Raw genomic sequence first — 26,233 nt, forward strand, 5'->3', positions numbered from 1 at the left:
CATTCCGACAGTTTAACCAATGGATATTGTATCCCTTTGTTATTCATACAATCTTTGCAAAGCAACCTTTCTATCGCGGAGCAATTCTGAAAATCCCTATAAAAGAGTAAGACGGTAGATGCCTAAAACCGTAGAGAGCAGGCAAACTAATAAATTAAAATCATGAAAAAAGAATTCAAAAACTTAGAAGATTTCAACAATTATTTAAAATTAACATGCGTTGTTGAATTAGAAAAAGAATATCTCCTAAAAGATGCTAAAAAAGTTCTTGAGATTGGCAAAGTAGAATCATTTGAAAGATTATTTTCTACAAACAATCTGATAAAACAAGTTGTAGAAAATAATGGAAAACTACAAAAGTTTGATGAAGAAAAAGTATTATCAGATAATTACAGTAATTATTCTCAGGAAGAAAAGGCTTTATATCATTTTTTCAAAATTACTTTTGCTTCTGAAGCAGAGAAGGCTTCATTTATTGAAAAAAATAAGGACAATAAGGCTGTGAAGTCAATTTCTGATGACCAGATTATGGAAATTAATGCCACTCCCGTACCCGTTCCAAACGATGCAGAATATAATATTCTTTGGGGTCTTGAGAAAATTAAGGCAAGAGATGTCTGGGATTGCTCTAAGGGGTGCGATGTAACAGTAGCGGTTATAGATACTGGCTTAGATTATAATCATGCTGATATTAACAATAATCTTTATGAATATCATCCTACTGTCAAAGGATTAAATTTTACATCAGATAATAGTGCTAACTTTACAGATCCTTTAGATGGAAATGCACCTGTATTTCATGGTACTCATGTATCAGGAACCATTGCTGCAGAACAGAATAATTTATTCGGTATTACCGGGGTTGCGCCAGGTGCGAAAATTTTACCTATAAAAGGATTATATAATTTAGGTTATGGATTTATGTCGGATCTTACGTCTGCAATACAATGGGCAGCATCTGTTTTTTTTGATGTAAAAGTAATTAATAACAGTTGGGGATCTGCTTCGCCTAACCCAAGCTACCCTCCTATGGTAGCAGCAATTAATTATGCTAATTCTTTAAATAAAATTTTAGTTTTTGCTGCCGGAAATAATGCAATAGATGCTAATTTGATTTTCCCTCAAAATCATCCCGATGTTATTGTAGTAGGGGCAACTGATCCATCTGATCATGGGGCCGGTTTCTCTAATTACGGATCCAAAGTAGATGTTTGTGCTCCTGGGGTGCAGATTAGATCTTTGAGCCAGGCAGGTTCTACTCAGTATTTGCAAGGTACTTCAATGGCTGCTCCTCATGTGAGTGGGATGATTGCCTTAATAAAATCTAAATACCCTGATCTTAGCTTAGCTGCGGTTCGCAAAATAATCAGAATTTATGTAGAGCCTTATAATTCGCCTGTGTATTTGGGGACAGGTAGAATAAGTCTGGAATTTTTAGAAGAAATTCTTTGTGGATGTGGTTGCTCCCCCTGTAAATTAAACCAAATTATTAAAGCACGAGAGGTAGAAAACAAAAGAAAAAGAAAATTCAAAATCATTCAAAGTCTTAATTGTGAAGCTAATATAGCTCAAGGAGCATGTCAAACTATCAATATTCCGAAATTTAAGCCTTGTTTCAGCTTACATTGGGCAGACTCACCTCAGGATAATATAGAGACACACGATACAGAAATTGCCTATCTACGTATTTGTAATAATTACTCTAACATCAAATTTAACAATCTTATGATTTCAGAAATCATTATTACCCCTAATCAGGTACTTCCAAATGGAGAAAATTCTGTGAGAATTGTTCCAGAGGAGTTAATTTGTTTTGAAACATTAAATCCCTGTTCCTGCTCTTCCAGGGAAGTTGCTTTGCTGACAAGGAATGCTTCACCAGGCAGCTACAATATAAAGATTAAATATTGTGTACAAAGTGTAGAGCTATTAGGTCAAAATCAATTTGAAGATAATATTGTAATTAATTTAGTTAACAGTTAATAATCTTCATGTAATAAATAGTGAAGGAGTACTAAATAATAATACCCTTCTCATATCTGATAAGATAAACATTCAAATAAGAGTTACAGTATTAAGACCGTAACTCTTTTGATTTTCATTCGACTGATAACTGATTCGAAATTAGCAAACTCCGGATCAGTCATAAATTTGTATTGCTTTAAAAAAGAGTTTCCAATAATTTCATTTCATATCTGACCTTATGATTATAAATTACTGCAATCTTTCTACAAATAATGTGATGGAAGAGGTTACTGCCGGTACTGATCCGTCGGCAGCAATGTTTCCATTAGCATTGGCTGTTATCCTGTAGACCTCTTTTGTATTATGCAGCGTTATAATGGCATAAGCTATATCCCTGTTATTCGGATTGATATCTCTGGTGGCATTTCCTGTTTCACCATTAAAGCTGTACCAAGTATTGGCTGCAGAAGCCTGTCTTCCCCATTCTTCCAGATTAGCTCCTCCGCTACCTGCTTTGTGATATAAAATAGTCACATGATTAGCCGAAGACAAATTGTATTCCATATTAGCAGCCCCTGCAGATGTCCCGTTAAATCTTAAACTCAATGTTCCGATAGTAACAACAGAATTAGTAGGCGTATTGGCATCAATAGGGCTTACCGTTTTTCTTGCATAGGTCAGAGTTTGGGTATTAGGCTCTGCAACGCTTGGCAATCCTGTTACATACCCTAATACCCCATTAGCGTCTGCCACTACAGTTCGTGTTCCCGTAAAGGTCTGATTTTGGGTAGCTGATGCAGTACCGCCGCTTTGGGTATAGATCGCATTGGTTGCTCCATTCTGAGGAAGGTTTCTAAGTCTTGTTATACCGTTGTTATCCAGTTTTTCTGTGGGAGTCTGGGTATTGATCCCCACATTTCCGTTAGCAGCAATTTTCATTCTTCCCAAACCACTTGTAAGAAGATCAAGAGAACTGTCAGTTGTGGTTCCATCACCATCATAAGAAGAACGAACTGAGGTAAGAGTATAATTCCATCCTGTGGAAAGATATCCCCCGAAATTATATTCTCCCATCAAATCCCCGTTTTGCAGAATTTCAGGAATGGCTTTGGATCCTCTTGCAGATATAAAGAAAAGACCGGGCGTCAAAGAAGTTCCATATCCGTAAAAATATGTGTCATTTCCTGCAAAAGATCCGGCATTGTCAGACTCTACAGTAAAAGGGTTTGTAGAAGAGCTGTTATTGTAGGCATGGAATAAACCTGTGGGACTATCCGTCATTACTCCTACCTTGCCCATTTGATAAATATCCTGAGTGTTTGCTGTGGCAAAAGTATGAGTAGCAACATTATTCCAAGAACCCGAGTTTAGTGGCAATCCGGACACATATCCTAATACCCCGTTAGCATCCGCCACTACAGTTCGTGTTCCTGTAAAGGTCTGGTCCTGTGCAGCAGATGCCGAACCGTCAGGTGCTGTATAAATTGCATTCGTACTGCCATTCAATGGCAGGCTCTCGATCCGGATATTACCTGCAACTTGAAGATTTTCGGTAGGGGTAGCAGCGCCTACCCCTACATTGCCTTCTCCTGTGATACGCATCTTCTCTGTCCCTGAAGCCTCCCCCCCAGCACTGGTCACAAACGATATGGGGGACGAATTTGTTGTCATATGAGTCTGCAGTATTAAAGATGTAGCATCACCACTTGCAGTAATAACACCATCTCCTTCGGGAAAGGTCTGGATATCCATCCGGGATTGTTTTCCATTACTGTCCTTATCTGCTGAAAGCAGAGCCATTGAGGCATCTCCAGAAGGAGAAGAAGCTAATCCCATCTGATAAAAATATCCCTGGCTTGCCCATTGTGTCACCTGATCAGAACCCAGGAAATTGAGTAAATTCCCCCCAATGGTCAGTGTGCGGGCATTGGTAAGTGTACCGCTGGTATTATAAATATTGGTATCTGCTCCGGAGGTTTTCATCCAGACATTTCCATCAAAATAATACATTCCTTCGCCGGTTACATTAGCAACCTGCCCTGCCGGTATGCCGGCTGCTGATGTAGCATAAACAACCGCACCTTTCTGATCTGCAGTATAAATTTTTGCAGCCAGCTCATCTCCTGTAAGCCGGGGTGGAATAATACCATCCAGAGATAATGCATTTGAGGGTTTTCCTACAACATCCAGGGTCGCTTTAGGAGCAGCGGTATTAATCCCCACCTGTCCATAAACGACTGCACCTGTAAAGAGGACAGTGATTAAAATTACATTCTTTTTCATCTTAAGTTTATATTTAGTAATTAATATTCTACCAGATACTATATGGCAACAATATATTATTCGGATCTATACATTACTATACAAAATTAGTATGACCCGGCAGTTTCGGCAATGATTACTTATCATAATTTCAGAAATCATTCCATATATAAACAGCTGTTTTACAAATACATTTATTGATAATCACGCCGTTTAATATTTTTTTTGATATTTATAAAAACCGGAAATTATTCTGTCGAAATGTTTGCCGTCATTATATATGAATATTGTATTTTTGAGCTGGTTTTTGAACAAATGCCAAGGTGGGCATACAAAGATTTATTCTTTATATTTTTCTGTTGGTCTTTATGTTATTCCTAAGAAAAAACCAATAAAGAAAAGCTTGCCCGTACTACCATCATAAGCAAACAAACCTTATTGATATAAGGCTGCAGAAAAACGAAAAGGAATGATCGAAGAATTGATATAATTTCAATAAAAAAAACCTTAAGAATTAAAAAATGTAATCTTTTTAATGAAAAAATTATTTTACCTCTTTCTCACCTTTATTTTTTTTCATACTATCTCTATTGATGCTCAAAATTCGAAGCAATCTGGTCCAACACTCCAACCTGAAGAAAGTATTGATAAGAAACTAAAAGATATCGCAACGACTCCTGATATTGATCCAAAGCTGATGGAAACTCAATTACTTCAGCTAAAAGCGGAATCCGGAAAATTAAACTATGATTGGGGAGTTTTGCAAAGCGGTGATTATCTGATGGACCTGTATTTGAAACAAAGCAGAAACAAAGAAGCTCTTGAATTGGGAAATCAGCTGAAAAAAGTAGCAGCAAATAAAAAAGACACTTACGGTTTTATATCCAATATCTATCGCAGGAATGCACTTGCTCTCGGTTATCTTGGCCTTAGCGATGTTAGTCTGAAGGACTTTAAAACAGCGATCAGCTATGCTGAAACCATTGCTGACACAGACAAGAAACTATATCTGCTTGCCCTGTGCTATGAGAATATGACTATATATTATATTAATAAAAGATTTGAGAATAAAACATCCAAAGATTCTGTTGTGTACTATCTCAACAAAAGCCTTGAAACAGCAAAGCAGATCAGAGACAATAATAAAACAATACCTAAATATGACCAAATTTCTTTTATTGATATGCGTCTGGGTATATTTTATCTCGAGCAGGCTAACGTGAAAGGAAATATAGACTCTGCGGAAAAACATCTTCTTGAAGGATTAAAAATTCACGAAAATAAAGAGTATAATATCCCTCCTGACAATAAGATCATGATGCTGAACCAGGTAAGCTGGCTGTATATGGAGAAAAAGGAACATAAAAAGTCTATTGATTTTGCAAAGCGTGCCCTGGAATTAGAAAAACAGTTCAATGATCCTTATCACAGGGTAGAATCTTTCGAATTCCTGGCCAATTCTTATTTGGAAACCGGCGAAAAAGAAAAGTCAAAATTCTATATGGAAAAATATACTTTTCTTAAAGACAGCCTAAGCTATGCTGATAAGAGCAATGCAGACACAACAATGAAAGAAATGGTAGCGGAGGTAAGTGATAATCATAAGAAAAATACGGAGAAACAATTAATATTCATTTCAATATTTGTTCTGATAGCCGCAACCGGCATATGGATCCTCTGGAGGAGAAAAAACAGGGTCACTCACAGAAAGTATGAGCAAATGATAGAGAAGCTTAAAAATGAAGCTCTAAAAAATTCAGAAGAGACAGATAAAAATGAATTACCTGTATCCTATAACAGGAACAATATCGCTGATGAGACGGAAAGAAAATTGCTGAAAAAATTAGAAGCATTTGAAAATTCAGAAAAATTTCTCAGGAAAGATCTCACGATCAGTTTTCTTTCCAATCAGTGGAATACCAATCCAAAATATCTGTCAGAGATCATTAAAAATAACAAAGCTCAAAATTTCAGCAATTATATCAACACTTTAAGGATCGATTATATTGTTCATAAGTTGTATAATGATCCCAAATACAGGCAATACAAGATAAGCTACCTGGCTGAAGAATGCGGATATGCATCACGTCAGGTATTTGTATTTGCTTTCAAAAAAATAAATGGGGTAACACCGTCTTATTTCATTCAGAATTTGAAAAATGAATCTGTTTAATTCTGAGGTATTTTAATCCGCTACCTTATGATTATTTATTTTGAACCATTTATTTAGCATCCTGAATGCTATATTCATTTCAGGGTATGAAAAAATCTTTCATAAAGAGAGCCGCATCTGAGGTATAAGCAAATAAATTGAAGCCGCAAAACAGCCAAAAGAGGCACGGTATTTTAAGTTCTTAGAAGGATCTAAGATTCAAATAACTTTAAAATTGAGTCTTATAGGCGCTTTAATCAACCAAAGAGTTTACAGAGAGCAGGATATTTCTACCCCGCATCTGTAACTTTATGAAACAAGCATACGGAATCCTGAATCTTCAGTTCCTTAAAATTAGTTTTTGAAGCTCCTGATAAGGATTGATTTTTTACAAAGTGCTTTTACTTTAAAGCTTCTTTTCCAATTGTTCTATTCTTTGTATAAGTCGCTCAATTTGCACCTGTTGCTCCTGAACGGCTTTGGTTAGCACTGAAATAACGGGAATGGGATCTAAAGTCTGTGACTGCATTTCTCCCGTACCTGAAACAGCATCTTTTTCCCCGTTTACAGCATCTGTAATAACTGTTTTCAGCTCATGTGCTATGAAACCTTCATGTATTTTTCCATCCGATTTGAATATACTGCCCGGAATATCTTTGTATTCATAAGTAACCGCCCGCAGCTGCATGATTCGGTCTATTGCGTTTGCGGTAACGGGTTTTATATTTTTTTTCAGACGATAATCACTCGTATAAGAAAAATTACCTAAAAAACGTTCCATCAATATAAACACCTGCATGAACCCCATCCCAGGAAATGTTAAAACTATTTCCCGTAAAAAAACCATTGGTACCATGTCTTACACTCCAGCCCTCTGCTGCAGCCTGACCTCGTACACTAATATTGGCAGCCGCAGTGAATTTTTGGCTGGTGCCTACCCCTACTCTGCCATCTGAGTGAATATAAAGAGGTAAAGCGTTAATATCTGTGGATACATTATTTATAGTAACTGCCAATGCATTTAAGCCGCTGCTTAATGCCGTTTTTGCTATTCGGAAGCTGCTTCCTCCTCCTTCATACCCTCCGTTAAAATCGATATACCCTCCCACATGTCCTGCAAAAGGTGTAACCCTGTTCAATTGTATATGCCCCTGGCCTAATCTTGCCCAGGATCCATCCTGGGGATTTGTAAGGTATATCCCACCCACAGGTCCGAATCCACCAGGCGTGCCATAAAGATGAAGTAAATCCTGAGGGTTTATCTCATTAATACCTACATTGTCATTTTCGCTTATGGAGAATTGTCTCCCGTCCGCAGCACCCGTGGATTTATTGGAGTAAAAAATTCGGAATGTGGGAGAAATACCCGGCCAGCTAAACTGATCTATACTCCAGTTTTTTGTAGAACCAACAGGGGAGCCCATTATATCTATTTGCCCTCCTTCTCTCTCCGTATTCTGCGGATTTAATTTCATATAACCCGGAAAACTGCCGTTTGCAGCTCCTACCGTAAGGGAAGCGTCAGGATTAGGTATTCCTACTCCTACATTTCCATTGTCTAAAACAGTTACCATTTCTCTGGATGGAGAGGAACCATTATTAATTTTTAAAGCTTTGGTTGAGCCATCCACTCCTTTTGAAAAGATATCCAGGGTAGCTTGAGGATTTGAATTCTGAATGCCAACTTGAGAAAATGCGTGACAGCTTAGAAAAATTGACATTGTCAATAAAGTATTTTTCATCATGAGTTAATAAATTTAAATGGCAAACTACAGGTAATTCATGACCAGGAACCAAGCAAAACACTCCCGGAATTATTAATTTCAGGAATATTATGTGCTATTTTAATAGTCGGAGAAATATCAAATATCCTGTTTAAAAATGCAGGCGCATTTCAATTGATTTTTAGTAAAGAAGATCTCTTCGTGTTTTATTGGATTCAATGTAAAAGATTGAATGTTATTCATAATTCTTTTTAGTTGTTTTTATTACATTTAAATAACCGATGATGAAAAACCTAAAGGCCAGGAACTTAAAAATCGCAAAAATATTCCTGCCATAACTTTACCCGCTTTGACAGAGAAACTCTGCAGAATGAAGATGAAATAAATGATAAAAAATGGATGTGCCATGCCGTTTTGGCTACCCGTTTTATGTGAATTACAGTATCAATGATCAGTAGACGATATGCCTGATGTGAATTGTTCTATAGGTCCGGATGCAGATCCTTTAATCTTGTATCCGTTAATTTTCGGGCATAAAAAAAGCCCTCTTAAAAGAGAGCTAATGTGCTGATTGTCAGCCAGTACCACAGGAGGGACTTGAACCCGCACGCCAAAAGAGGCACAGGATTTTAAGCCCTATTAGAATTGGTTCTAAAAAGTGTAAAATGGCTTATTTTAGGGCGTTTATGGCGATTTTTATTTTCATTATAAACTAAGATAAGCCGTAAGAAATCGCCATTTGTTGTACCCATGTTGTACCCAAGCTTTTTGAACTAGCTAAAATATGGGCGGCTTCTGTCCCAAATTTTGCCCTATTTTTTTATTCGTTTTGACAGATTTATTTATCTTTTCTCCTAATTCTTTTCTTGATTTTTCTTCAGGATTAACTTGCGTGTGTCACATTTCCTGTGTAATTTGGCTTTATAATAAAGCTGTGGCCGCCTGCGTATTTGCTCATAATACCAGCCACCTTCTTTATTCATTTTTAAAGTTTTTTATTCTGAATCTGATTAATCATTCCTGATGATTAATGACTTCGAATTGATTATGTATAACCTAAATAATTTCTATTTATGTCTACCATCAGCGCCATACTCCGAAAGAAAGCGAACAGGCAGGGACAATATCCCGTTTATCTTCGCATCACCAAAAACAGAAAATCTACTTTTATCAATCTTGAACATTATATTGATAAAAAGGATTGGGACGAAAAAACCAAACGGGTCAAAAAAAGTCATCCAAATTCTGTCCGCCTCAATAATCTCATCTCCAAAAGAATCACAGAAGCAGGTAAAGAGGTCATTGATTTGGAAGCCAATGCTGGAGAAAATGAGAGAAGCAATGCTTCTGATGTGAAAGCGATTCGGAAGAAAATTATCAATGCGGATCACGATTTCTTTTTAATTGCTGAGGATTATCTTGCTAATCTCAAAAAGCTGGAAAAGTACACTCAGCTTTCTGCTGAAAAACCAAGGGTGGGTTGTTTTAAAGATTTTCTCAACACCGATAAATTTGCTGTTGAAAACATAACAGTTCAGCTTCTTAAATCTTTTCAGGCTTATCTTCAGGTGGAAAAGAAAATCTCACAAAGAACCATTGTTAACCACTTAGTTGTTATCCGAACTATTTATAATAAAGCGATTAAGGAAGGATTGGTAAACGGAAAAAATTACCCTTTCGGGAAAGATAAAATTCAGATTAAGTTTCCATAAACTCAAAAAATAGGTCTTTCGGAGGAAGAAGTTGTTCGTATTGAAAATTTGGATTTGGAATTTGGTTCTAAGGAATGGCATTCACGGAATGTTTGGCTGTTCAGCTTTTATTTTGCGGGAATCAGGGTCGCGGATGTTTTGAAAACAAAATGGAGTGATATTAAGGATGGTAGACTCCACTACCGAATGAATAAAAATCAGAAGCTGGTTTCTCTGAAAATTCCCGAAAAGGTTTTGGGGATTATTGAATTTTACAGGAAAGATAAAATTCTGAATAACGGTTTTGTTTTTCCTGAACTGGCTTTGGTGGATGAGAAGGATAAAAAGGCGGTATTGGACGCTACTCGTTGTGCGAATAAGAATCTGAATAAGTATTTGGGTAGGATTGCCGAAAAAGCAGAAATTGAAAAACCTTTGACAATGCACATCTCAAGGCATACTTTTGGAAATATTTCCGGTGATAAGATTTCTATTCAGATGCTTCAGAAGCTTTACCGCCACTCCTCTATTACAACTACAGTTAACTATCAATCCAACTTTATGCACAAAGATGTGGATGATGCGTTGGAGAATGTGATTGGGTTTTGATTTTGTATTTTTGCCTGATTTTCAGTTATGGCAAAATACAATTCCTATCATTCTCAAGTCAAGATTTGTTATTCATTAGGACTGGAAGAGCAACTGCTTCCCCAAACATTTACCAAAGATATTCCACGATCTACTTATTTTCAGTGGAGACAAACACCTTCGGGCAAATATCTTGGAAGTGAATTTGCTCATAAGATTGATGGCGATTTGGAAAATATCAAACTTATTCTCGATGAAAAACTTCGGTTACTCACTTCTGCATATTTTTCGTTTTGCAGACTGTATATTGTTCTTATGGATTTCATTGGCAAAAAGAAAATGAAAGTTTTTATCAAGCAAAATCGTGACTTGGTCGTTCATTTTATGGAGAAACTTCCTGATTTTGTAGACAAATCTCTATTCTATAAATTCTTTTTCCTCAATGCTATTTCTTATGGACAAATGAAAGCCTTTTATCAAGCGCGGTTGCAAGAATTCTCCGATTGGGATTTGTTTTCGGCGAAAGCCAAATCAGGTTTCTTACAAAGAATTGTTGGAACTTAAAAGAATGTTACTCAAGAAAAGATATCGTTCATGGTCAAGTTCTGCAGTTTGGGCGAAAGCCGTGAGGTTGGGTAAAGTGTCGATGTCGAGAACTACATGGTCATTATGCCAGAATGCTCAATCTGAATGTTACACGAAAAATTTACAAAGCAAAAAGAAAAGAGGTTTCCGTAAGAGCAGACCGTCCCAATGAAATCTGGCATATGGATGTTTCGCAATATATCACGGCTGATAATGTAAACTTCTATATTTATACGGTGGTGGATAATTTTTCCAGAAAGATTCTTGCCTATGATTATTCTAAGAAATTATCCGCAGCTATCAGGGTACAAAGCTTGAGAAGGGCTGTGGAGGAACAGCTTGGGGAGAGCTTGAATGAAAATAACGATCAGGAAAAAATGAATGAAGAAACTCCATCACTGGATTTAATTGTGGATGGTGGTTCTGAAAATAATAATAAGACTGTTCATGATTTTATTAAAAATGCTCATATCGATATTGATAAGAAAATAGCCCTGAAAGATGTTACTTATTCTAATAATATGGTGGAAAATCCATATAAAACAATGAAGAGCAAATATTTTCGGGGTAAAGAAATTTTTGAGAATACTTTTCCGGAGGAACTTCATAATTTTGTGCTGGATTTTAATTTTGAACGACCTCATTATGCCCACAAACTTTATACTCCTGATGAAGTTCATCTCAATCCTGAAATCAAAGGAACAAGACCCGGATCTTGCTGAAGCCAGAGAAAAAAGACTCGAAGCTAACAGGAATTACTGATGTAAAGCTTTTAAGACGATAGCGTAATTGATAATTAATAAATTGTATTTGTCGAATAATTTATGGATGTTTTCGACTTTTATATTTATTCTTTATTTTTTCGCATAATAAAACCGTCTCCTTAGATTCCACCGACTGAAAGAAGATGATCTTAAATTTCTTTTCTTATTCTACCTATTTTTCTTCATTTTGTAAAAATATCATTTCACAAATATTTTGTTCGAATATCCGAACACGTTGATTTAAAAACACTTATGTTTTCATGCCAAAGGATAAAATTTACTTTATTTGAAAATAAAAATCCTGTCCATTATATCTGTTGCAAAGGTTAACAAAAAACCACACTCAAAAAGCATGGTTTAATTTTTTATCCCTTTTGACAAATTTTCGAACCAAAATCAGGGAGGATTAATATTCGGTGAGGATTGGGGGCATCTAATATCTTTTCATTGATATCGTGCCATAAAAACTCTAAATTTATTCCTTCAAATTCCATAATTTTTATTTTTTTATATTATTAATCTACATAATGTACATAGTCTACCAAATTTTTAATGTCATCTAAACGATTCTAAATTCGCCAGATAAAAATAACAATACCCCCCCCCGAAGGTGGTTAAAAACTAATATTTATACTTATAAATCTGATCATTGATTTTTAGCTTAAAACTTTTTGGAGTAAGCTCTATACTATCAATTGGACTATCGTTTACCTTAAAGATGGTTTTGCTTCCCTGTAAAGATTTTGTAAATACTTTTCCTTTCAGCGTCTTCTCTACCATGCCTGTAAAATTATGAGACCCAGTAAACTCAAAAAGTATCTCAGTGTATATTTCCAAGCCATTTTGATCTTTTTTGGTTCTTATGAATTTTTCTATATCAGTTCTTGCAAGATGATCTCTAAGCTGAATTACCTGATTGTCCTTGTATATTGCTTTACCCGCCGATTCTATATCTTTGGAAAGCGTAAACATAACTCTTGGTGAATCATTTTTATAGGCTATAATTAATAATTGCAATACCTTTTCTAGTGGTCCAGAATCGTTGAATTTCCCATATTTAACCATATCACTTCTCCATTTTTCATCAAACGGATTAGGGGCATCTAATATCTTTTCATTGATATCGTGCCATAAAAAACCTAAGTTTATTCCTTCAAATTCCATAATTCTTATTTTTTTATGTTATTAATCTGCATAATGTACATAGTCTACCAAATTTTTAATATCATCCCAAACGATTCTAAAGACATAAGCGTCTATAAAATCTGTTGCATTTGGAAAAGATGCTTTTGCAAAATCTTCTTCATTTTTAATTTTTTCGATTAATTCTTTACTCAATTTGTCTGAGATAGCTTTGTTTTTCATGCTATATACTGTTCCTTCAGGCGTTACGGCACGTATTTCATTAAGCCATGTTCCAATAAACATTTTTATATCTGCCAAACTTAGACCTGATCGGTCTTGATAAAGATACTTATTAAAAAACCACCCGAAGGTGGTTAATAATTAATACTTATACTTGTAAATCTGATCATTGATTTTTAGCTTAAAACTTTTGGGAGTAAGCTCTATACTGTCAATTGGGCTGTCGTTTACTTTAAATATGGTTTTGCTTCCCTCTAAAGATTTTGTAAATACTTTACCCTTCAGCGTCTTCTCTACCATATTGGTGAAATTATGAGTACCCGTAAATTCAAAAAATCTCTCTACATATATTTCTAAACCATTTTGATCTTTTTTAGTTTCTGTAATTTTTTCTATATCTGTTCTTATGAGATGTTCTTTCAACTGGACGGTTTTATTGTCTTTATAAATGGCATCTCCATTTTTACCAATATAGAAGAAATCTCTTGGTGAATCATCTTTATAAGCAATAATCAATAATTGCAATACTTTTTCTATAGGGCCTGTTTTATTAAAATGTCTGTATTTAATCTTATCATCTCTCCATTTTTCGTCAAACGGATTGGGGGCATCCAATATTTTATCATTGATATCGTGCCATAAAAAGCCTAAATTTATTCCTTCAAATTCCATAATTCTTATTTTTTTATGTTATTAATCTGCATAATGTACATAGTCTACCAAGTCTTTAATATCATCCCAGATAATTCTGAATACATAAGCATCTATATATTGTGAGGCATTAGGAAAAGTGGCTTCTGCAAATTTTTCTTGATCTTCTATTTTTTCCAATAAATCGGAAACTTTTTTTTCTGAAATTCCCTTGTTTTTCATGCTATATACAGTTCCTTCAGGCGTTACAGCACGTATTTCATTAAGCCGTGTTCCAATAAACATTTTTATATCTGCCAAACTTAGACCTGATCCGCTTGGGTGATTATGGGTGATAGTAGAACTTACAAATTTTTCATCAGAGATATGTCTCCAGCTGATCTGGCTTTTCGCTTTTTGTGTTACATCCTTTATTTCTATTTTTTTAGCATTGTTTACCAGCATTCCGGTTTCATAATCATATCTCTGAATTTTTGATTCATAATTTTTGATTTTTGATGAAACATTATCCAAGCTTTTAGAGGCTTTCTTTGCAAATCTTGCACTGTAATCTCCTGCTTCTTCTGCCACTTTTCGCAGCTCTTCTAACAGCTCATCAATCTGCTTGGCTTCATCCGCATTTTTAGCGGTCTTTCTTAAGTCATCTTCATGTTCCAGAATTTCTTTGGCACTTTTCCTTAATCCATTATGGACAGCGACAGTAAGTTCACCAGATAAAGATAGTAATTCCAGCCAAAACAGGTATTCGGATATTGATTTACCCCATTCTGTATCCCTTACACCCGTAAGCTTGAGCAATGCATTGACTGTGCCGCTGGTAATTTCTACCACAGCAGCAGTTGCCACTACGGCTTTTCTGGCCGCTACTACAGTCCTTCCGGCTTCACTTACAAAACGGAGCTTGCCAGCTTTGGCTGCAAATTTCGCCAGATACCTGAACTTTGCGATATTTCCTACTCCTGAAAGGGTAGTTACTACATCCAGTGCATATTCACCTGCTGTAATCACATTGCTCCAGAATTGCTTATCACGGTTGGCTTTCAGCATAAAGGCGGGGACAATAGAGTCCAGCTTCATGCTTGTTTCCTGATTTTGAATGTCCTTCAGGTAAACAGGATGGAAAGGATGATACCAAAACAGATTGACTATTTCTTCATCAACCTGGTAGACCGTCCCGGTTTTAGCTTCTACTTTGTCGACTTTCTGAGTTTTACCCGTTTCATACTCTGTTTTCAGCAGCCTCCCTTTTTGGGAATGGGTTTCAAAAGACATACTTACATTACTGAAGTAAAAACCTAAAGTTTTTCCGGATTTATAAGGCAGGAATAAAGGTCCGTCTGTTGTTGCAAATTCGGGATTTTTTTCTGTATCTGGGTAAATAAATCTTGATTTTTTCCATGCCTGGGCGATCAATTTTGCAAACTCTAAGAAGTTATCACCATTGATCCTGTCATAGATATATTCAAACTTGGTGATATTTTGATCACCATCTTTTATTCTTTCCAGAAGCCAGTTCATGAGCTTTACTTCCAGTCCTTCTTTTTGAAGAATAACCCTGATGAGCTTCACAAAAATGTTTTCTTCCGCCAGATCTGTTTTGTTGGTCAGGCTGTCCCTGCTTATTGCCATTTCCAGCAGCATCCAAAAGAAATCATCGCTAAACATTACCGCGACGGACTCCGGTAGATAAAATAAGGTTTTCATCGCATCATAATAGGCAAACGTACTCTTGTTTTTAAGATTGTCTTCTATGGTATGAATGATCTGCTTCATGAACTGATCCCGGAAATAATCTCTGAGGACATTTTCATTTTCTCCTTTTTCTAAAGAAAACCCTTCTTTAAACAGTGTTTGGTCTAAAAAGGTAAGCAGACCTCCTATACCCTTAAACTTCAGCACAAGTGCACACTGATCATCCGGCAGGAAAAACTTGGGACGATAGTCTTTTTCATAATACAGGTATTTAAGAATAAAATTCCCTAAACCATACTCCACCTGCATAAAAGGAATCAGGTTGATCTTTCCTTCCTTTTCCGATTTCAAAACCTGTACTTTCTTTTCAGGATTATTCCATAGGTAGGATTCATCTTCAAACAATACTTTCACAATTTTTCCGAAAGTGGTCACATGATCTTCATAATCATAGGTATAGGTATCACTTCCTATATCTATCAGATATTTTCCCTTAGGATCATAATATATCTGATCCGGGAAAATAAATACTTCCTTTAGTGTTTCGGCAACAATTACTACTATATTCTTCTCCGTATCATAGATATAGGAATACTTTGCAAACTCTATTGGGAGCTCAATAAGCCATTCTTCATTTAAAATTACGATACTTTCATCCAGCAGATTTTGATACTTGCCATAAGCTGTTTTCACAAAATACTTTCTTTCGGTACCTGTTTTCAGTAAGTAGATGCTTTCAGCATTGTGATATTCCAGTATACCAATAATTCGTTTATACTTAGTGAAATCTGTTTCAAAGCTATTTTTATTTACATGATAGCTTTCATTGTCTTCCAAGGAATTGAAAAGAACGTCTGTTGGTGATAGCGCATTTTTTTCAGCTTCTTCAGACCTTCGATGCAGCCTGAGAAATTCTACTATATTTTCAAAATCACTCATTTTCTTCATTTTTAGTCATTAAACATTCTAGTTCATTGATAGGATAGAGTTCTTTGGTCTTAATATGCCTATAAAGTTCTTTGGTTCGTGCTTCATCCAATACCAAAAGATCCAGGTGGTAATTATCATCTACCAAAATTCCTGCATTTTTTAATTTGCATTTCGCCTGCACCAATACATCCCAATCTTTTCCTTCCAGCTCCTTCCAGTATTCCAAAGGAAGCCTTCCTCTGCTCCCGAAGAGAATAATCTTTTCTACTGCAGTAATCTCACTAATCTTATCTTTCAGACGCGTGAGGATATAAGGCAGCACTTGATCGTGCTGCCAGATAGCCTCGGTTTTTACCCGACTCATGGTTACTTAATTAAGAATTATACCAAGAATTTGCTTAATAGAGCTTTGTCTGTAAAATCAGATAAAGTCAGCTTTTGTCCATCCTTATCTAAAATTCTTTCTCCGTAAGTGTCAAATTCAGGAGAATAGATTTTCAGATATCCGTTCTCTGTGTCAACTGTAAATCTCAGTACATCAAGAGGCTCTCCGAAAAAGCCTTTTTTGAAAACAAAGCTTTGAATTTTACTCACATTGATCTTGAAAGTAATTCCGTTTTCCCCAGTAGGATAGGCCTCTACACCCTCTATCTGAGAAACTTCATCAGCCAAAGCCTTATACATCTTTATAATAGGATCAGTTTTTAGCCAGATTGCGTCTCTTTCTACAGTAATAGTATTACCCAAACATTCATATATCTTAGGGAAAAAGTCTGCGTTGTCTGCATTTTCTATAGTTTTAAAACCTGCTAACTGATCCATTTCATTAAAACTGATTTTAATCCATTTGTCTCCGGATTTCCCGATTTGGTTTTCGTTCAGTTCGAAGTTGCTTCCACACATTTCTCCCAGGTTATCATCGAATTTCACTCCCGGTTCACAGTTACAAGGCAATGCTTTTTCTACTTTTAATCCAATTGAGTCTGCCTGAAGAATGGTAAGCGAAGTAGGGATTTTTTCTCTCCAAGGTTCTCCTTCTTTGGTAGCTTTCGGTGAGCGCATTTCATCCACAATAGATAAGAATAACGGATCGTCAATTACCGGAACTTCTCCACCGTTCCAAATTTGTCCTGTGGATAGGAAATGTCTTACCGCTTCTTCAAACCCCGGTCTTACAGTAACAATGACTCTTGCCATACCGGACTGCATAAACGCTCTGAATGTAGGATCATTGTCATCAAACTGATACAGGTCTGCCCAATATTTTCTTTCTCCCCAATAATATGGATAGAAATAGTAACTCATGATTTCCCATTCAAAAGCCTGTTCCATGAATTTTACGAATGCGGCATACTGGTCCAGCTTTCCGTCTACTTTAATATCAGTATTAAGGAAAGTTTCTTCCTGAGAGCCATCATGGGTATAATATCGGTCTTTTCCAAAAGTAAGATCTACACCAGGATTTTGTTCCAGCATATAAGAAATACAGTTCCTTCTTAAGATTGTGTTTTCAATCTTTCTATAGAAGCCCGGATTTGAGCCTTTGATTTGCACTCCCATTGTTTTTACATCTGCTAAAGCCTGTTCATACTTAGATAATTCCGCTTGATATGCTTCAATGATTTTATTGAAGGCTTTTTGTAACCAGGCATTTTTAAATTCTGTGGTTGGAGTACATTCAGCACTTACTGTTAGCGCAAATGTTCCACAGTCAAATGCTTTATAGGAAACCGCCATATTATCTCTGATTCCTCCCAATCCGTTAAAAGCAATATCCTGCTGATTAAAGTGTCTTTCCCATTGTCTGTTATAGTATTTATTCCCTATACAAACAGAAACACCTGATCCTTCCATTCCATCAGGATGGAAATCGAATGCCACACTTGCTTTTGCTGTGTGAACTTCATATCCTTCAGGAATAACTATATTATCACTTCCTGTTGTAAAATATCCGGGGCTTGTAAAGTTTCCATGAAATCCTTTAGAGACGTTAAACCTTGCAGATGGTTTCTCATCTATTTCAACATTATAACGTCCTAACCAATACTTTAGAATAGTTTCTCCTGAAGCTCCGTCCAAAGACACGAAGTTTTCCAGTTTATGTATGGTTGACTCTCTTGGATCTACCGGCTTTATCAATTGGTTTTCCGTATTCTTGGAAATTTTCATTCCTAAACTATGAAGCTTGGCAGGCTCTGGAACCATAAATTCGAACATCATACGTTTTCCATAATTGTAGATCTGGTTTTTCACTACTTTATCTACCCAACGGTAAACCCCCACGACATGACTGCTTCCTTTGGTATTGTCAAATCCGTGCTTGTTATTCTCTTCATATTCCTCCAGTATTTTGTCGATACGCTCTTCTTTTACTTTAGTAACAATCCTGTCCAAAGCTCTTGCGGTAATATCTTTGGCTTCCGTAACGGCCTGTCTGTTACTTTCTTCTTTAGAGTTGTGCGTAGCATAATTGGCACTTACATTTAAGCCATACTCTGCTGGTGATGTTCCCCATTTCGCATAGAATCCTGCCTGAACTCCGAAATCTCTGGATTCCTGTAGAATTTTAGCTACTTCACTCTGCATTTCATGTCTTTCAGTAGAAGTTGTATCAGTAAGTTTTTCTTTTTCAGATTCTGAAGACTTTGTAGTTTGAGATTCGTTACGTTTTAATCTTCTTGTAGCTCTTTCCTTATACTCCCTAGCCATAATGTTTTCGATGTGGGCAACGTCTCCTTCCACATAGCAGTAGGTAGATTGTTCTACTTTTTTGTAATCCGTGATTCCAATGTTTTTCATTCCAAATCCTGAAGGAATGAATGCTCCTGTAGGAGTAACTGTCGGATTTTCCGGATTACCGGGATTTTCCGGATCTACAGGCTTTTGTACAGGGGTAAATGCTGCGCTTCCCTTGAAAACTCCCTGTTTAAGTACTCTGTCAATATCAGAATTATCCCTGATCAAAGTAACATCCATCTTATAAGTTTTCCCATCATCTAAAACAACATCTCCCTGTAAAATGAAACCACCGGTATTGGAAGTTTGGGAAGCAGGAATTCCCGTTCCGTTATAAAAAAGAAAATTGACACCGCTTACAGCTTGAAACACATTAGTAGAAGCAATTTCAACACCGTTGATGGTTACTTTGTAAGATCCGGAAACAATATTGTGGGTATAATTCTCTATCGTGAGCATGATAAACCAGTCTGAAGTACCCCTGCTGTAGGTTTTTACACTAAATGGTATCCATCCATTGCTATTAAGGGTATTAGCTACCGGAATAACCACACCTCCTACTGTTGTGGAGACCTGTTGGTTGAGTGACGTATTATTTAAAACGGTCTGCTGTAATACCAGACTGTTTTGCTCAATACTTTGGGAAAGGTCTGCAAAAGAAGAAATATCTGATAAGGCAGATCCCGGTTCCGAAGTTCCTAAAATCCTGCTCAATGCAGAAATATTTTCTTCGTTTAAGCTTCTTAATAGTTCTTCCGGTTGGATCTCAGGTTTAAACTCAAATTCAAATTCCGGAAGTTCCGGAGCAGGAATGTAAGGAAGTTTTGTCAATTCTTCTTTATTTCCTGCCTCAATAATCAGCTTTTTTTGATATTCTATCTCTGCCAAACGAGTCTGATATTCCTTTCGTGCAGGTTTTACTTCTCTTTCGTAGTCTTTTAAAGCTTCTTTCTGTGCCTGCTGTGATTCTTTTCTGTAGCTTTTTTCCAGTTTTTCTAAAGCAGCAGATAAGTTTTGGTTCTCCTGAAGCTGAATGGTAGCTTCAGCGAACTTCATGCTTTTATCGTTATACAATACTTTAGGAGTGCTTTGAGCCGTTTTGGACGCAGTTCCGGATGCCGCTGAAGATTCATTCACAGCCTTGAAAAGTTCTTTTGGAAGAACTACTTTAGCTTTTATGACATCATTGTACACTTCTTCATCACCATCCGTATAAACCGTAAGAATATGATTCAAGTGTAAAAACTGCATCAGCGTTTCTTTTGCATAGAAATCTTTTTGAGTAACTACCTGATAGATCAAATTGTCCCAAAGGGTTGAGTCTATTAAAAGCATTGCTTTTTTAGTAGCAGCCAAATAGTCTTCGTATTCTTTGATCTTAGCATCAAATTCTTCTTTGGTCGCCGTAGCTTTGTTTCTTGCTACCCAAACTGCGAGGTCATAAAATTTGGAATCTTTTTCTTTTAATGTTGTTTCCGTTTCTACTGTTAGTGGAAGGGCAGAAGGGTTCTCGCAAAGCTTTTGTAAAGTAGTGGATGAATTGAGCTGGGCATCAAAAACGCCTCTAAGGGTTTCATAATCTCTGAAGATAAACCTTCTTTCCTTGTTTTTTGGATCAGAAAGCTCGGCGTTTCGTGATGTTGCAAACCTGAACAGCGTCTGTGAGGCGTTATTATTGGTATTTAAGTTATTTGTTGACATTTTTGTATTTTTGTTTAGTTATTGATTTGTATTACCAATGGTTTTTGCAAGATCCGCATTGGTTGTACATTCATTATAATATTTTTTAATCTGTTGAACTTGGAAGGGTTCTTTTTAATAGAATTATCTTCCGGCTTTAGCTTTATTTTTTAAGGTGGTGTCCGCTAAATGGATATCCACCTTTTGTTTTTGTTGTATTCTTCATTATTAGACTGCGAATTTTGGATTTTAGATTATAAATTATTCTCTTTTTTAGATTATTTTTTTTCTATCTGTAAATTTCTATATTGCTATATTATAACATTGCCATACTGCTATATTGTTACATTGCCATATTTTATTATTCTTAAGGCAAATCTAGTTCGGCGAAGCGACAAAACTTGACGTATTAAAACAAGATACAGAAATTTTAAGACTATTTTTTTAAGCTACTGGTAACCAGAAATAAAAATTTCACCTCCTTAATTTCTCAATTCTTGACTATTAATTTTTACATTTATTATTAAACTTTGACCCTCTTTCATTTCTCACCTTGCTATTTCTGATGATTGATCTATAGTTTTTTATTGTCATTTCCATATTCTTTTCTTTCTATATTTTATTATAAATAAGTTTTCTAACCAGCTGGTCCAGCATCTCTTTATTTTCATCCACATAAGAAAGTCCTGCCTGTATCAACTTTTCTATGTTCCGTTCTGAAGCATCATCCATTTCAGAGGAGGCTTTTCTAAGGGAAGGGTTAATACGATAGTAATTCTTTTGATTTCTTATTCCAAGTGTCTTAAAGATCTGACAGAACTGATAATCTACTGTTTCTGCGTTGGCAGACATCAGGATATCAATCACAGGGGAAATCCAGCTATTTTTCCTGCATTTTCAAGGCTTTTAAATGAATAGGGTTTTGCTTCTGCTCCTGTTCCTATAGAAACAATGATCATATCATTCACCACGGGATGATTAGGCTTCTGATGGTTCTTGAAAATCTCTGCGAAAGGCATTTTCCTTGCCTCTGCATAAGCACATAATGCAGGATTATTGGCAAACATTCCTCCATCGATCAGGCTAAAGGTCTGACCATACATTGATTGTATCTGTACCGGTGAAAAATAGGTAGGTGCTGCTGAAGTGGCTCTGCAAACGTCTTTTACCAAAAAGTTATCGGTACTTTGTCTGGAGGCTTCCACAGAATTAAACAGCTTAGCTCTTCTGTTTTCTATATCATAGCTGGTAATAAGACATGGTTTAATGAGTTCTCTGAGTTCAATAGTTCCAAAGAAATCGACAAGGTTCTTTTCCAAAGCTTCCTGAGAGATTTTTTCGCTGAAGAGTCCAAAAGGATTGATGAGTTTTTGCCAAAAGGAAACCTGAAAAATATCTTCTCCTTTTTTGGAATACAGTTCCAATCCTCTTGTAACAGAGTGTTTGGCTTTACTGTTTTCTCCAGGACATAATAGGATAGAGGTAATAAGACCTCCTGTACTGCTTCCTGCTACCATATCAAAATAATCTCCAAGTTTAGCATGGGGATGATCCAATTCCTGAAGCCTCTCTTCAATATATTTCAGGATAATACACGTGATGATACCGCGTATCCCTCCTCCGTCCAGAGACAAAATGCATATTTTTTTCATCGTTTAGTGCTATAAAAATTCTGTGTTTTTAATTTTGATTCAGAGACAACAATCCCTGAGAGCTTATATCTATATAAATTCTTTTAATTCTGTTTTTGAATGTTTATGTATAAGATAAAGAAGGTTACAGGATACTATATCCGGATTTATCTTTAGGAAGATTGATGAGATTTCTCCATGAGGTTTTGACCTGTTTGCTTTTTATAATGATAAAGCGCCGTTCAAAGTGAGGGAGGTCTTTAAAGGTTTTCCAGTTTCCGCCCCAGTCCCAGCCATTTTTGGCAAAGATCTTTACACATTCGTAACAGTCAGCAATCCTGTCATTATCCCAGTCTTTTGTGGTGTCCCAACTGATATCTTTCCCATCGATAAGCATACAGATGTCTACGGCTAAGCCATAATTATGGATACTTTGTCCGGCTTTGGCATTGGTCACTTTTTTTCCGGGTTTGGTTCTTCCCTGAGCATAAAGATCCTCCTGCTGTTGAAAGGTTCTTAATCCTTGGGTAATTCGTACCTGTGATCTGCCGGTTAAAGATTGATTGCATTGGGTGATGATAGTAGAAACTTCTTCCCGTACCAGCGGATGAAGCTTTTTTATTCTTTGTGATGTGATGGTGTCCATTAAGTGTCTTAGTTTTTTTAGTATAACTGTTATGATGATACTTTTATTACTTTTAAAATTACATTTAATAGTATTTTAACATTTTTTCAATATTTCCAAAATTTGTTTGACATATACCCTGATTATTAAGTCATATCATATCATAAAACCAATAGACAGGTTGTTTCAAAAGATATACCATAATATAAAAATTGTGTTAATCATTGTTTTGATTCAGGCAAGTATTTAATTATCAGGTGATAAAAATTACACCTACTATCTATGACAAAAAAGGAAGAGGAAACGCAAAATATGACACAAAAAACTTTATATAATTAAATTCACACTTAATGTCACCTATTCTATCTATACATACTGTCAGAACTTGTCAAGAAATTTTGCCATAACATAATTTTCTCAAGCTCTCACCTGTTTATAGTTAGTATATTAATATTTATTTTCTTTATGGTTTGCAAAGCTAATGCTCGCTTGCGACAAAACTTGACACATAAAAAATTATATTTTATATTACTTTTCATTTTCTATTATACTCTAATAGTTAAAGATGCAATTTTATGAGAAAGGTTGGAAAGAAAATTGATAGAAAACTCTTCAACAATAATAAAAAAAGACCAGATATTGTCGTAATGGGTAACTCTACTTTTTCAATTAATTGTATTAATGATATTGATACAGGTATCTCGAACATTAAAAAAATTCTAATTATAGAATTGAAGAGAGGTGGTTTCAAACTTGGTAGAGAAGAAAGAAATCAAGCAGTCGGATATGTTGAAGATTTTATGAATTGTGGAACCATCATCGGAAATCCATACATTAATGCTTTCTTATTAGGAGAATCATTCTCCGAAAAAATTCAACCAATTCAAGCGGTATCAAACGAAAACAAAGTAGAGATGGGAAAAGTACAAATTTGTTTGTTCTCCCAAATAGTAGATTCATCAGAAAAAAGATTATTTAATCTGAGGAATAAACTTTCTGAAAGATATTCTGAGTTCACGGAACAAGATATTCTTACTACCCAGAAGAAAATTGTGATATAAAAAATAAAAGTTATAATATATTTTGAATTAGTATGGAGGAATTATCTCAGAAACAACTAAAAACCCGCTGGGCTGATATTAAAAAGCAAATTAAAGAACGCCAACTGCTTGCGTATCGAGTTGGTATTCCATTGGATAAATGGGATGAGTATATTCATTCTACTCCTCCGGAAAGTGAAATTAATCGCATATATTTTGCAATTCAGGAAGACCGGAAAAGTAAGGCTTTAAGAATTAAAGAAGAATTATCTAAAATTGTTGGCTACAGAGAAGCGAAAGAATACAGCAAAAAAAGTGGAGTTTCTGACACCGTGATTAGGGAAGTCATTGAAGGCAAAAAAGAAATGGCAGGATATGATATTATAAATAGACTAGAACTATTTCTATCTGTCATAGTGTCTGGATTTGAACTGTCCATAGAAAATCCTTTAAATGTTAAAAGTTATACCTATGAGCAAATTGGAGAAATAACTTCCGATATTGATAAAATTGCTGAAAGTTTAAAATATTATTGTTACAAATTAACTGAACTTTCTAGAAAAATGGAAAAGGATAAAGACTGGAATGGTAATGAGATTGAACCCACTTATTCTTTGGAAAGAAGTATAGAACGCCTTTCTGAATTAAAAACACATATTGATTTGTTCTGGAGGTTTATATAGATAGAGTTAGTATTTGATCAGATCAATATAAAATCATTAATTAATTATTTCTACGAAATATGTCAGCTCATCTTTTGCCAGCTACATAATCGGCGAAACCAAATGTAAAAAAAGCCGTAATGAAACCGAATTTTAGATTTAAATATAGCAAATAACCCGTTTAAACCATCTCTAAACGGGTTTTAATATCACTCATAATTTCTATACATCATTATATGTGCTATAACAATAGATTCGCTACAAGTTAAGAGAGGGTTTTCTTAGCCATAGAAGATACCGGAAATAAAAAGAGGAGACCTTTTCGGTCTCCATTTCCGTATATCTAAAAGCCTATTGCTGGCAGGTTGCTCCCCAGCAGAGCCTACTTCCTCTTTGGCTTTGAGACTAAATTAGTATTTTTTTGCCTTATGTAATTTAAATACGTATAATTTCTGGGCAATATTTCTTCATCTGATCCCCAAAATTTCGCGGTAACATCTGGCTGAATAGGGATAAGATGCTCCAACGACTGTAGTTTTTTCCAAGGTGTTTTTCCATTCAAAGAAGAGTGTGGCCTTTTCTTATTGCAAAACTCCTGCCATTCAATAGCTAAAGCATTTAAATTAAGATCTGGATCAGATAGATCCACTAGCGACCAGAATTCAGATTTGTCAGTCTGTTGGGTACTTCTACTTTGCCATTTAAATGAGGAGATTTGGGCTTTATGGGTCTGTATTTGATAAAATGTTCATGCAGCTCATATTGGAAGGAGTAATTAAAAAATTCCGTACCCCAATCGGTTTGAATATGCTGTATAGGAAAATAAAATGTATCCAAAATTTCACCTAAAAAATGTATAGTACTTTCTGCTTTTTTATTAGAGTAGACCCTAATGACTTTCATTCTTGTGCAGTCATCAATAGCTGTAAATTGATAGGCTTTATTCCTGATTTTAGTAACATCTAGCTGGACTCTATCTCCTGGAACTTCTTTGCTATATCTTTTGTAATCAGATTTTTTACGCCTTTTTACTATAGGATTAGCTTTGTGTTTAAAGAGTACCCGCCAAACAGTCATTGCAGAAAGCATGATTCCTTTTCGGAGCAGATGGATTGAGATTCTTGCAGCTCCCCATCTTTTTTTCTCTCTTAAATCGAGGATAATAGATTCAGTTTCTTTTGTAACCTTAGTATTGGTAAGGGTTTTAGGATGTCTTGACTTATCTGACAGTCCTTGTTCTCCTTCTTCTTTATACCTTTTTATCCAACGATGAAGTGTTGATCTTGCAATTCCACAGCGTAAAGCTGTTTTTGTTACAGACCCCGATTCTAAATAGATTTTAAGCCAATCTTTGCGAGCCTTGACTTGCTGTTGCTGTTTATTCATGAATAAAGGTGTAAACTTCCCTAAAAATGTGTCCATTTAAAGATAGAGTTTTTGGCTTAAAAAACTTTAAATTTAAATATGAAAAAGAGTAAGTATTCAGAGAG

At 35.7% G+C, this 26,233-nt stretch carries 21 protein-coding genes; 8 read left to right on the forward strand and 13 right to left on the reverse strand.

All coding sequences use genetic code 11. The annotated features are described in order from the left end of the window. Positions 1–162 precede the first annotated feature (162 nt). Positions 163–1,983, forward strand: coding sequence for a S8 family peptidase (locus tag HNP38_RS13130; RefSeq protein ID WP_184190250.1), 1,821 nt, complete (start codon positions 163–165; stop codon positions 1,981–1,983). A gap of 231 nt (positions 1,984–2,214) precedes the next feature. Here HNP38_RS13130 and HNP38_RS13135 read toward each other — a convergent pair whose 3' ends face one another. Next, positions 2,215–4,248, reverse strand: a complete 2,034-nt coding sequence (locus HNP38_RS13135; RefSeq protein WP_184190252.1) for a hypothetical protein — start codon at positions 4,246–4,248, stop codon at positions 2,215–2,217. A 514-nt stretch (positions 4,249–4,762) separates the two neighbouring features. Here HNP38_RS13135 and HNP38_RS13140 point away from each other — a divergent pair. Next, positions 4,763–6,400, forward strand: coding sequence for a helix-turn-helix domain-containing protein (locus tag HNP38_RS13140; RefSeq protein ID WP_184190254.1), 1,638 nt, complete (start codon positions 4,763–4,765; stop codon positions 6,398–6,400). A 385-nt stretch (positions 6,401–6,785) separates the two neighbouring features. Here the strand turns inward: HNP38_RS13140 and HNP38_RS13145 are convergent, their stop codons facing one another. Then, on the reverse strand, positions 6,786–7,160 hold the full coding sequence (locus HNP38_RS13145; RefSeq protein ID WP_184190256.1) for a tail fiber domain-containing protein: 375 nt from the start codon (positions 7,158–7,160) through the stop codon (positions 6,786–6,788). After that, entirely contained in the window at positions 7,141–8,100 is a 960-nt protein-coding gene (locus tag HNP38_RS13150; RefSeq protein WP_184190258.1) for a hypothetical protein, read from the reverse strand. The genes HNP38_RS13145 and HNP38_RS13150 overlap by 20 nt, the downstream gene beginning before the upstream one ends. 1,076 nt (positions 8,101–9,176) lie before the next feature. Between HNP38_RS13150 and HNP38_RS18025 the strand changes: the two genes are divergently transcribed. The 4 genes from HNP38_RS18025 (at position 9,177) to HNP38_RS13165 (ending at position 11,689) form a co-directional block, all read left to right on the forward strand. Further along, positions 9,177–9,815 carry a phage integrase SAM-like domain and Arm DNA-binding domain-containing protein gene (locus tag HNP38_RS18025; protein ID WP_228461062.1) on the forward strand — a complete coding sequence of 213 codons (639 nt, stop codon included), beginning with the start codon at positions 9,177–9,179 and terminating at the stop codon, positions 9,813–9,815. Positions 9,816–9,824: 9 nt separating this feature from the next. Continuing rightward, entirely contained in the window at positions 9,825–10,403 is a 579-nt protein-coding gene (locus tag HNP38_RS18030) for a tyrosine-type recombinase/integrase (protein ID WP_317166734.1), read from the forward strand. Between the two features lie 27 nt (positions 10,404–10,430). After that, a complete protein-coding gene (locus HNP38_RS13160) occupies positions 10,431–10,946 on the forward strand; it encodes a hypothetical protein (protein ID WP_184190260.1) in 516 nt (171 codons plus the stop codon). Between the two features lie 113 nt (positions 10,947–11,059). Beyond that, positions 11,060–11,689, forward strand: coding sequence for a DDE-type integrase/transposase/recombinase (locus HNP38_RS13165; RefSeq protein WP_184190261.1), 630 nt, complete (start codon positions 11,060–11,062; stop codon positions 11,687–11,689). 663 nt (positions 11,690–12,352) lie between these two features. On the opposite strand, the gene HNP38_RS13170 is transcribed toward HNP38_RS13165, so the two are convergent. From HNP38_RS13170 to HNP38_RS13205, 9 genes are all read right to left on the reverse strand, one after another. Continuing rightward, entirely contained in the window at positions 12,353–12,895 is a 543-nt protein-coding gene (locus HNP38_RS13170; RefSeq protein ID WP_184190263.1) for a hypothetical protein, read from the reverse strand. 21 nt (positions 12,896–12,916) lie between these two features. Further along, a complete protein-coding gene (locus HNP38_RS13175; RefSeq protein WP_228461064.1) occupies positions 12,917–13,174 on the reverse strand; it encodes a hypothetical protein in 258 nt (85 codons plus the stop codon). A gap of 63 nt (positions 13,175–13,237) precedes the next feature. Further along, the gene (locus HNP38_RS13180) at positions 13,238–13,768 is read right to left on the reverse strand and encodes a hypothetical protein (RefSeq protein ID WP_184190267.1); all 531 of its coding nucleotides are present in this window, start codon (positions 13,766–13,768) and stop codon (positions 13,238–13,240) included. A 21-nt stretch (positions 13,769–13,789) separates the two neighbouring features. Further along, the gene (locus tag HNP38_RS13185; RefSeq protein WP_184190269.1) at positions 13,790–16,378 is read right to left on the reverse strand and encodes a hypothetical protein; all 2,589 of its coding nucleotides are present in this window, start codon (positions 16,376–16,378) and stop codon (positions 13,790–13,792) included. Further along, positions 16,371–16,733 carry a hypothetical protein gene (locus tag HNP38_RS13190; protein WP_184190271.1) on the reverse strand — a complete coding sequence of 121 codons (363 nt, stop codon included), beginning with the start codon at positions 16,731–16,733 and terminating at the stop codon, positions 16,371–16,373. The genes HNP38_RS13185 and HNP38_RS13190 overlap by 8 nt, the downstream gene beginning before the upstream one ends. A gap of 17 nt (positions 16,734–16,750) precedes the next feature. Further along, positions 16,751–20,806: a hypothetical protein gene (locus HNP38_RS13195; protein WP_184190273.1), complete on the reverse strand. Its 4,056-nt coding sequence runs from the start codon at positions 20,804–20,806 to the stop codon at positions 16,751–16,753. Positions 20,807–21,397: 591 nt separating this feature from the next. After that, entirely contained in the window at positions 21,398–21,652 is a 255-nt protein-coding gene (locus HNP38_RS18035; RefSeq protein ID WP_228461065.1) for a hypothetical protein, read from the reverse strand. Then, a complete protein-coding gene (locus tag HNP38_RS13200; RefSeq protein WP_228461066.1) occupies positions 21,649–22,437 on the reverse strand; it encodes a patatin-like phospholipase family protein in 789 nt (262 codons plus the stop codon). The genes HNP38_RS18035 and HNP38_RS13200 overlap by 4 nt, the downstream gene beginning before the upstream one ends. 124 nt (positions 22,438–22,561) lie before the next feature. Further along, positions 22,562–23,062: a M15 family metallopeptidase gene (locus HNP38_RS13205; RefSeq protein WP_184190275.1), complete on the reverse strand. Its 501-nt coding sequence runs from the start codon at positions 23,060–23,062 to the stop codon at positions 22,562–22,564. Between the two features lie 554 nt (positions 23,063–23,616). On the opposite strand from HNP38_RS13205, the gene HNP38_RS13210 reads away from it, so the two are divergent. Both HNP38_RS13210 and HNP38_RS13215 read left to right on the forward strand, forming a co-directional pair. Continuing rightward, a complete protein-coding gene (locus HNP38_RS13210) occupies positions 23,617–24,102 on the forward strand; it encodes a hypothetical protein (protein ID WP_184190277.1) in 486 nt (161 codons plus the stop codon). A gap of 32 nt (positions 24,103–24,134) precedes the next feature. Further along, positions 24,135–24,764: a hypothetical protein gene (locus HNP38_RS13215; protein ID WP_184190279.1), complete on the forward strand. Its 630-nt coding sequence runs from the start codon at positions 24,135–24,137 to the stop codon at positions 24,762–24,764. 627 nt (positions 24,765–25,391) lie between these two features. On the opposite strand, the gene HNP38_RS13220 is transcribed toward HNP38_RS13215, so the two are convergent. Beyond that, on the reverse strand, positions 25,392–26,165 hold the full coding sequence (locus tag HNP38_RS13220; RefSeq protein ID WP_184190281.1) for a helix-turn-helix domain-containing protein: 774 nt from the start codon (positions 26,163–26,165) through the stop codon (positions 25,392–25,394). Positions 26,166–26,233: the final 68 nt, after the last annotated feature.

It is taken from the genome of Chryseobacterium defluvii (genome assembly GCF_014204415.1).
Classification (GTDB): domain Bacteria; phylum Bacteroidota; class Bacteroidia; order Flavobacteriales; family Weeksellaceae; genus Chryseobacterium; species Chryseobacterium defluvii_A.

Coding starts and splice junctions, on each gene's coding strand:
- HNP38_RS13130 (WP_184190250.1), top strand. CDS start 163: ATGAAAAAAGAATTCAAAAACTTAGAAGATTTCAACAATTATTTAAAA.
- HNP38_RS13135 (WP_184190252.1), bottom strand. CDS start 4,248: ATGAAAAAGAATGTAATTTTAATCACTGTCCTCTTTACAGGTGCAGTC.
- HNP38_RS13140 (WP_184190254.1), top strand. CDS start 4,763: ATGAAAAAATTATTTTACCTCTTTCTCACCTTTATTTTTTTTCATACT.
- HNP38_RS13145 (WP_184190256.1), bottom strand. CDS start 7,160: ATGGAACGTTTTTTAGGTAATTTTTCTTATACGAGTGATTATCGTCTG.
- HNP38_RS13150 (WP_184190258.1), bottom strand. CDS start 8,100: ATGTCAATTTTTCTAAGCTGTCACGCATTTTCTCAAGTTGGCATTCAG.
- HNP38_RS18025 (WP_228461062.1), top strand. CDS start 9,177: ATGTCTACCATCAGCGCCATACTCCGAAAGAAAGCGAACAGGCAGGGA.
- HNP38_RS13160 (WP_184190260.1), top strand. CDS start 10,431: ATGGCAAAATACAATTCCTATCATTCTCAAGTCAAGATTTGTTATTCA.
- HNP38_RS13165 (WP_184190261.1), top strand. CDS start 11,060: ATGCTCAATCTGAATGTTACACGAAAAATTTACAAAGCAAAAAGAAAA.
- HNP38_RS13170 (WP_184190263.1), bottom strand. CDS start 12,895: ATGGAATTTGAAGGAATAAACTTAGGTTTTTTATGGCACGATATCAAT.
- HNP38_RS13180 (WP_184190267.1), bottom strand. CDS start 13,768: ATGGAATTTGAAGGAATAAATTTAGGCTTTTTATGGCACGATATCAAT.
- HNP38_RS13185 (WP_184190269.1), bottom strand. CDS start 16,378: ATGAGTGATTTTGAAAATATAGTAGAATTTCTCAGGCTGCATCGAAGG.
- HNP38_RS13190 (WP_184190271.1), bottom strand. CDS start 16,733: ATGAGTCGGGTAAAAACCGAGGCTATCTGGCAGCACGATCAAGTGCTG.
- HNP38_RS13195 (WP_184190273.1), bottom strand. CDS start 20,806: ATGTCAACAAATAACTTAAATACCAATAATAACGCCTCACAGACGCTG.
- HNP38_RS13200 (WP_228461066.1), bottom strand. CDS start 22,437: ATGAAAAAAATATGCATTTTGTCTCTGGACGGAGGAGGGATACGCGGT.
- HNP38_RS13205 (WP_184190275.1), bottom strand. CDS start 23,062: ATGGACACCATCACATCACAAAGAATAAAAAAGCTTCATCCGCTGGTA.
- HNP38_RS13210 (WP_184190277.1), top strand. CDS start 23,617: ATGAGAAAGGTTGGAAAGAAAATTGATAGAAAACTCTTCAACAATAAT.
- HNP38_RS13215 (WP_184190279.1), top strand. CDS start 24,135: ATGGAGGAATTATCTCAGAAACAACTAAAAACCCGCTGGGCTGATATT.
- HNP38_RS13220 (WP_184190281.1), bottom strand. CDS start 26,165: ATGGACACATTTTTAGGGAAGTTTACACCTTTATTCATGAATAAACAG.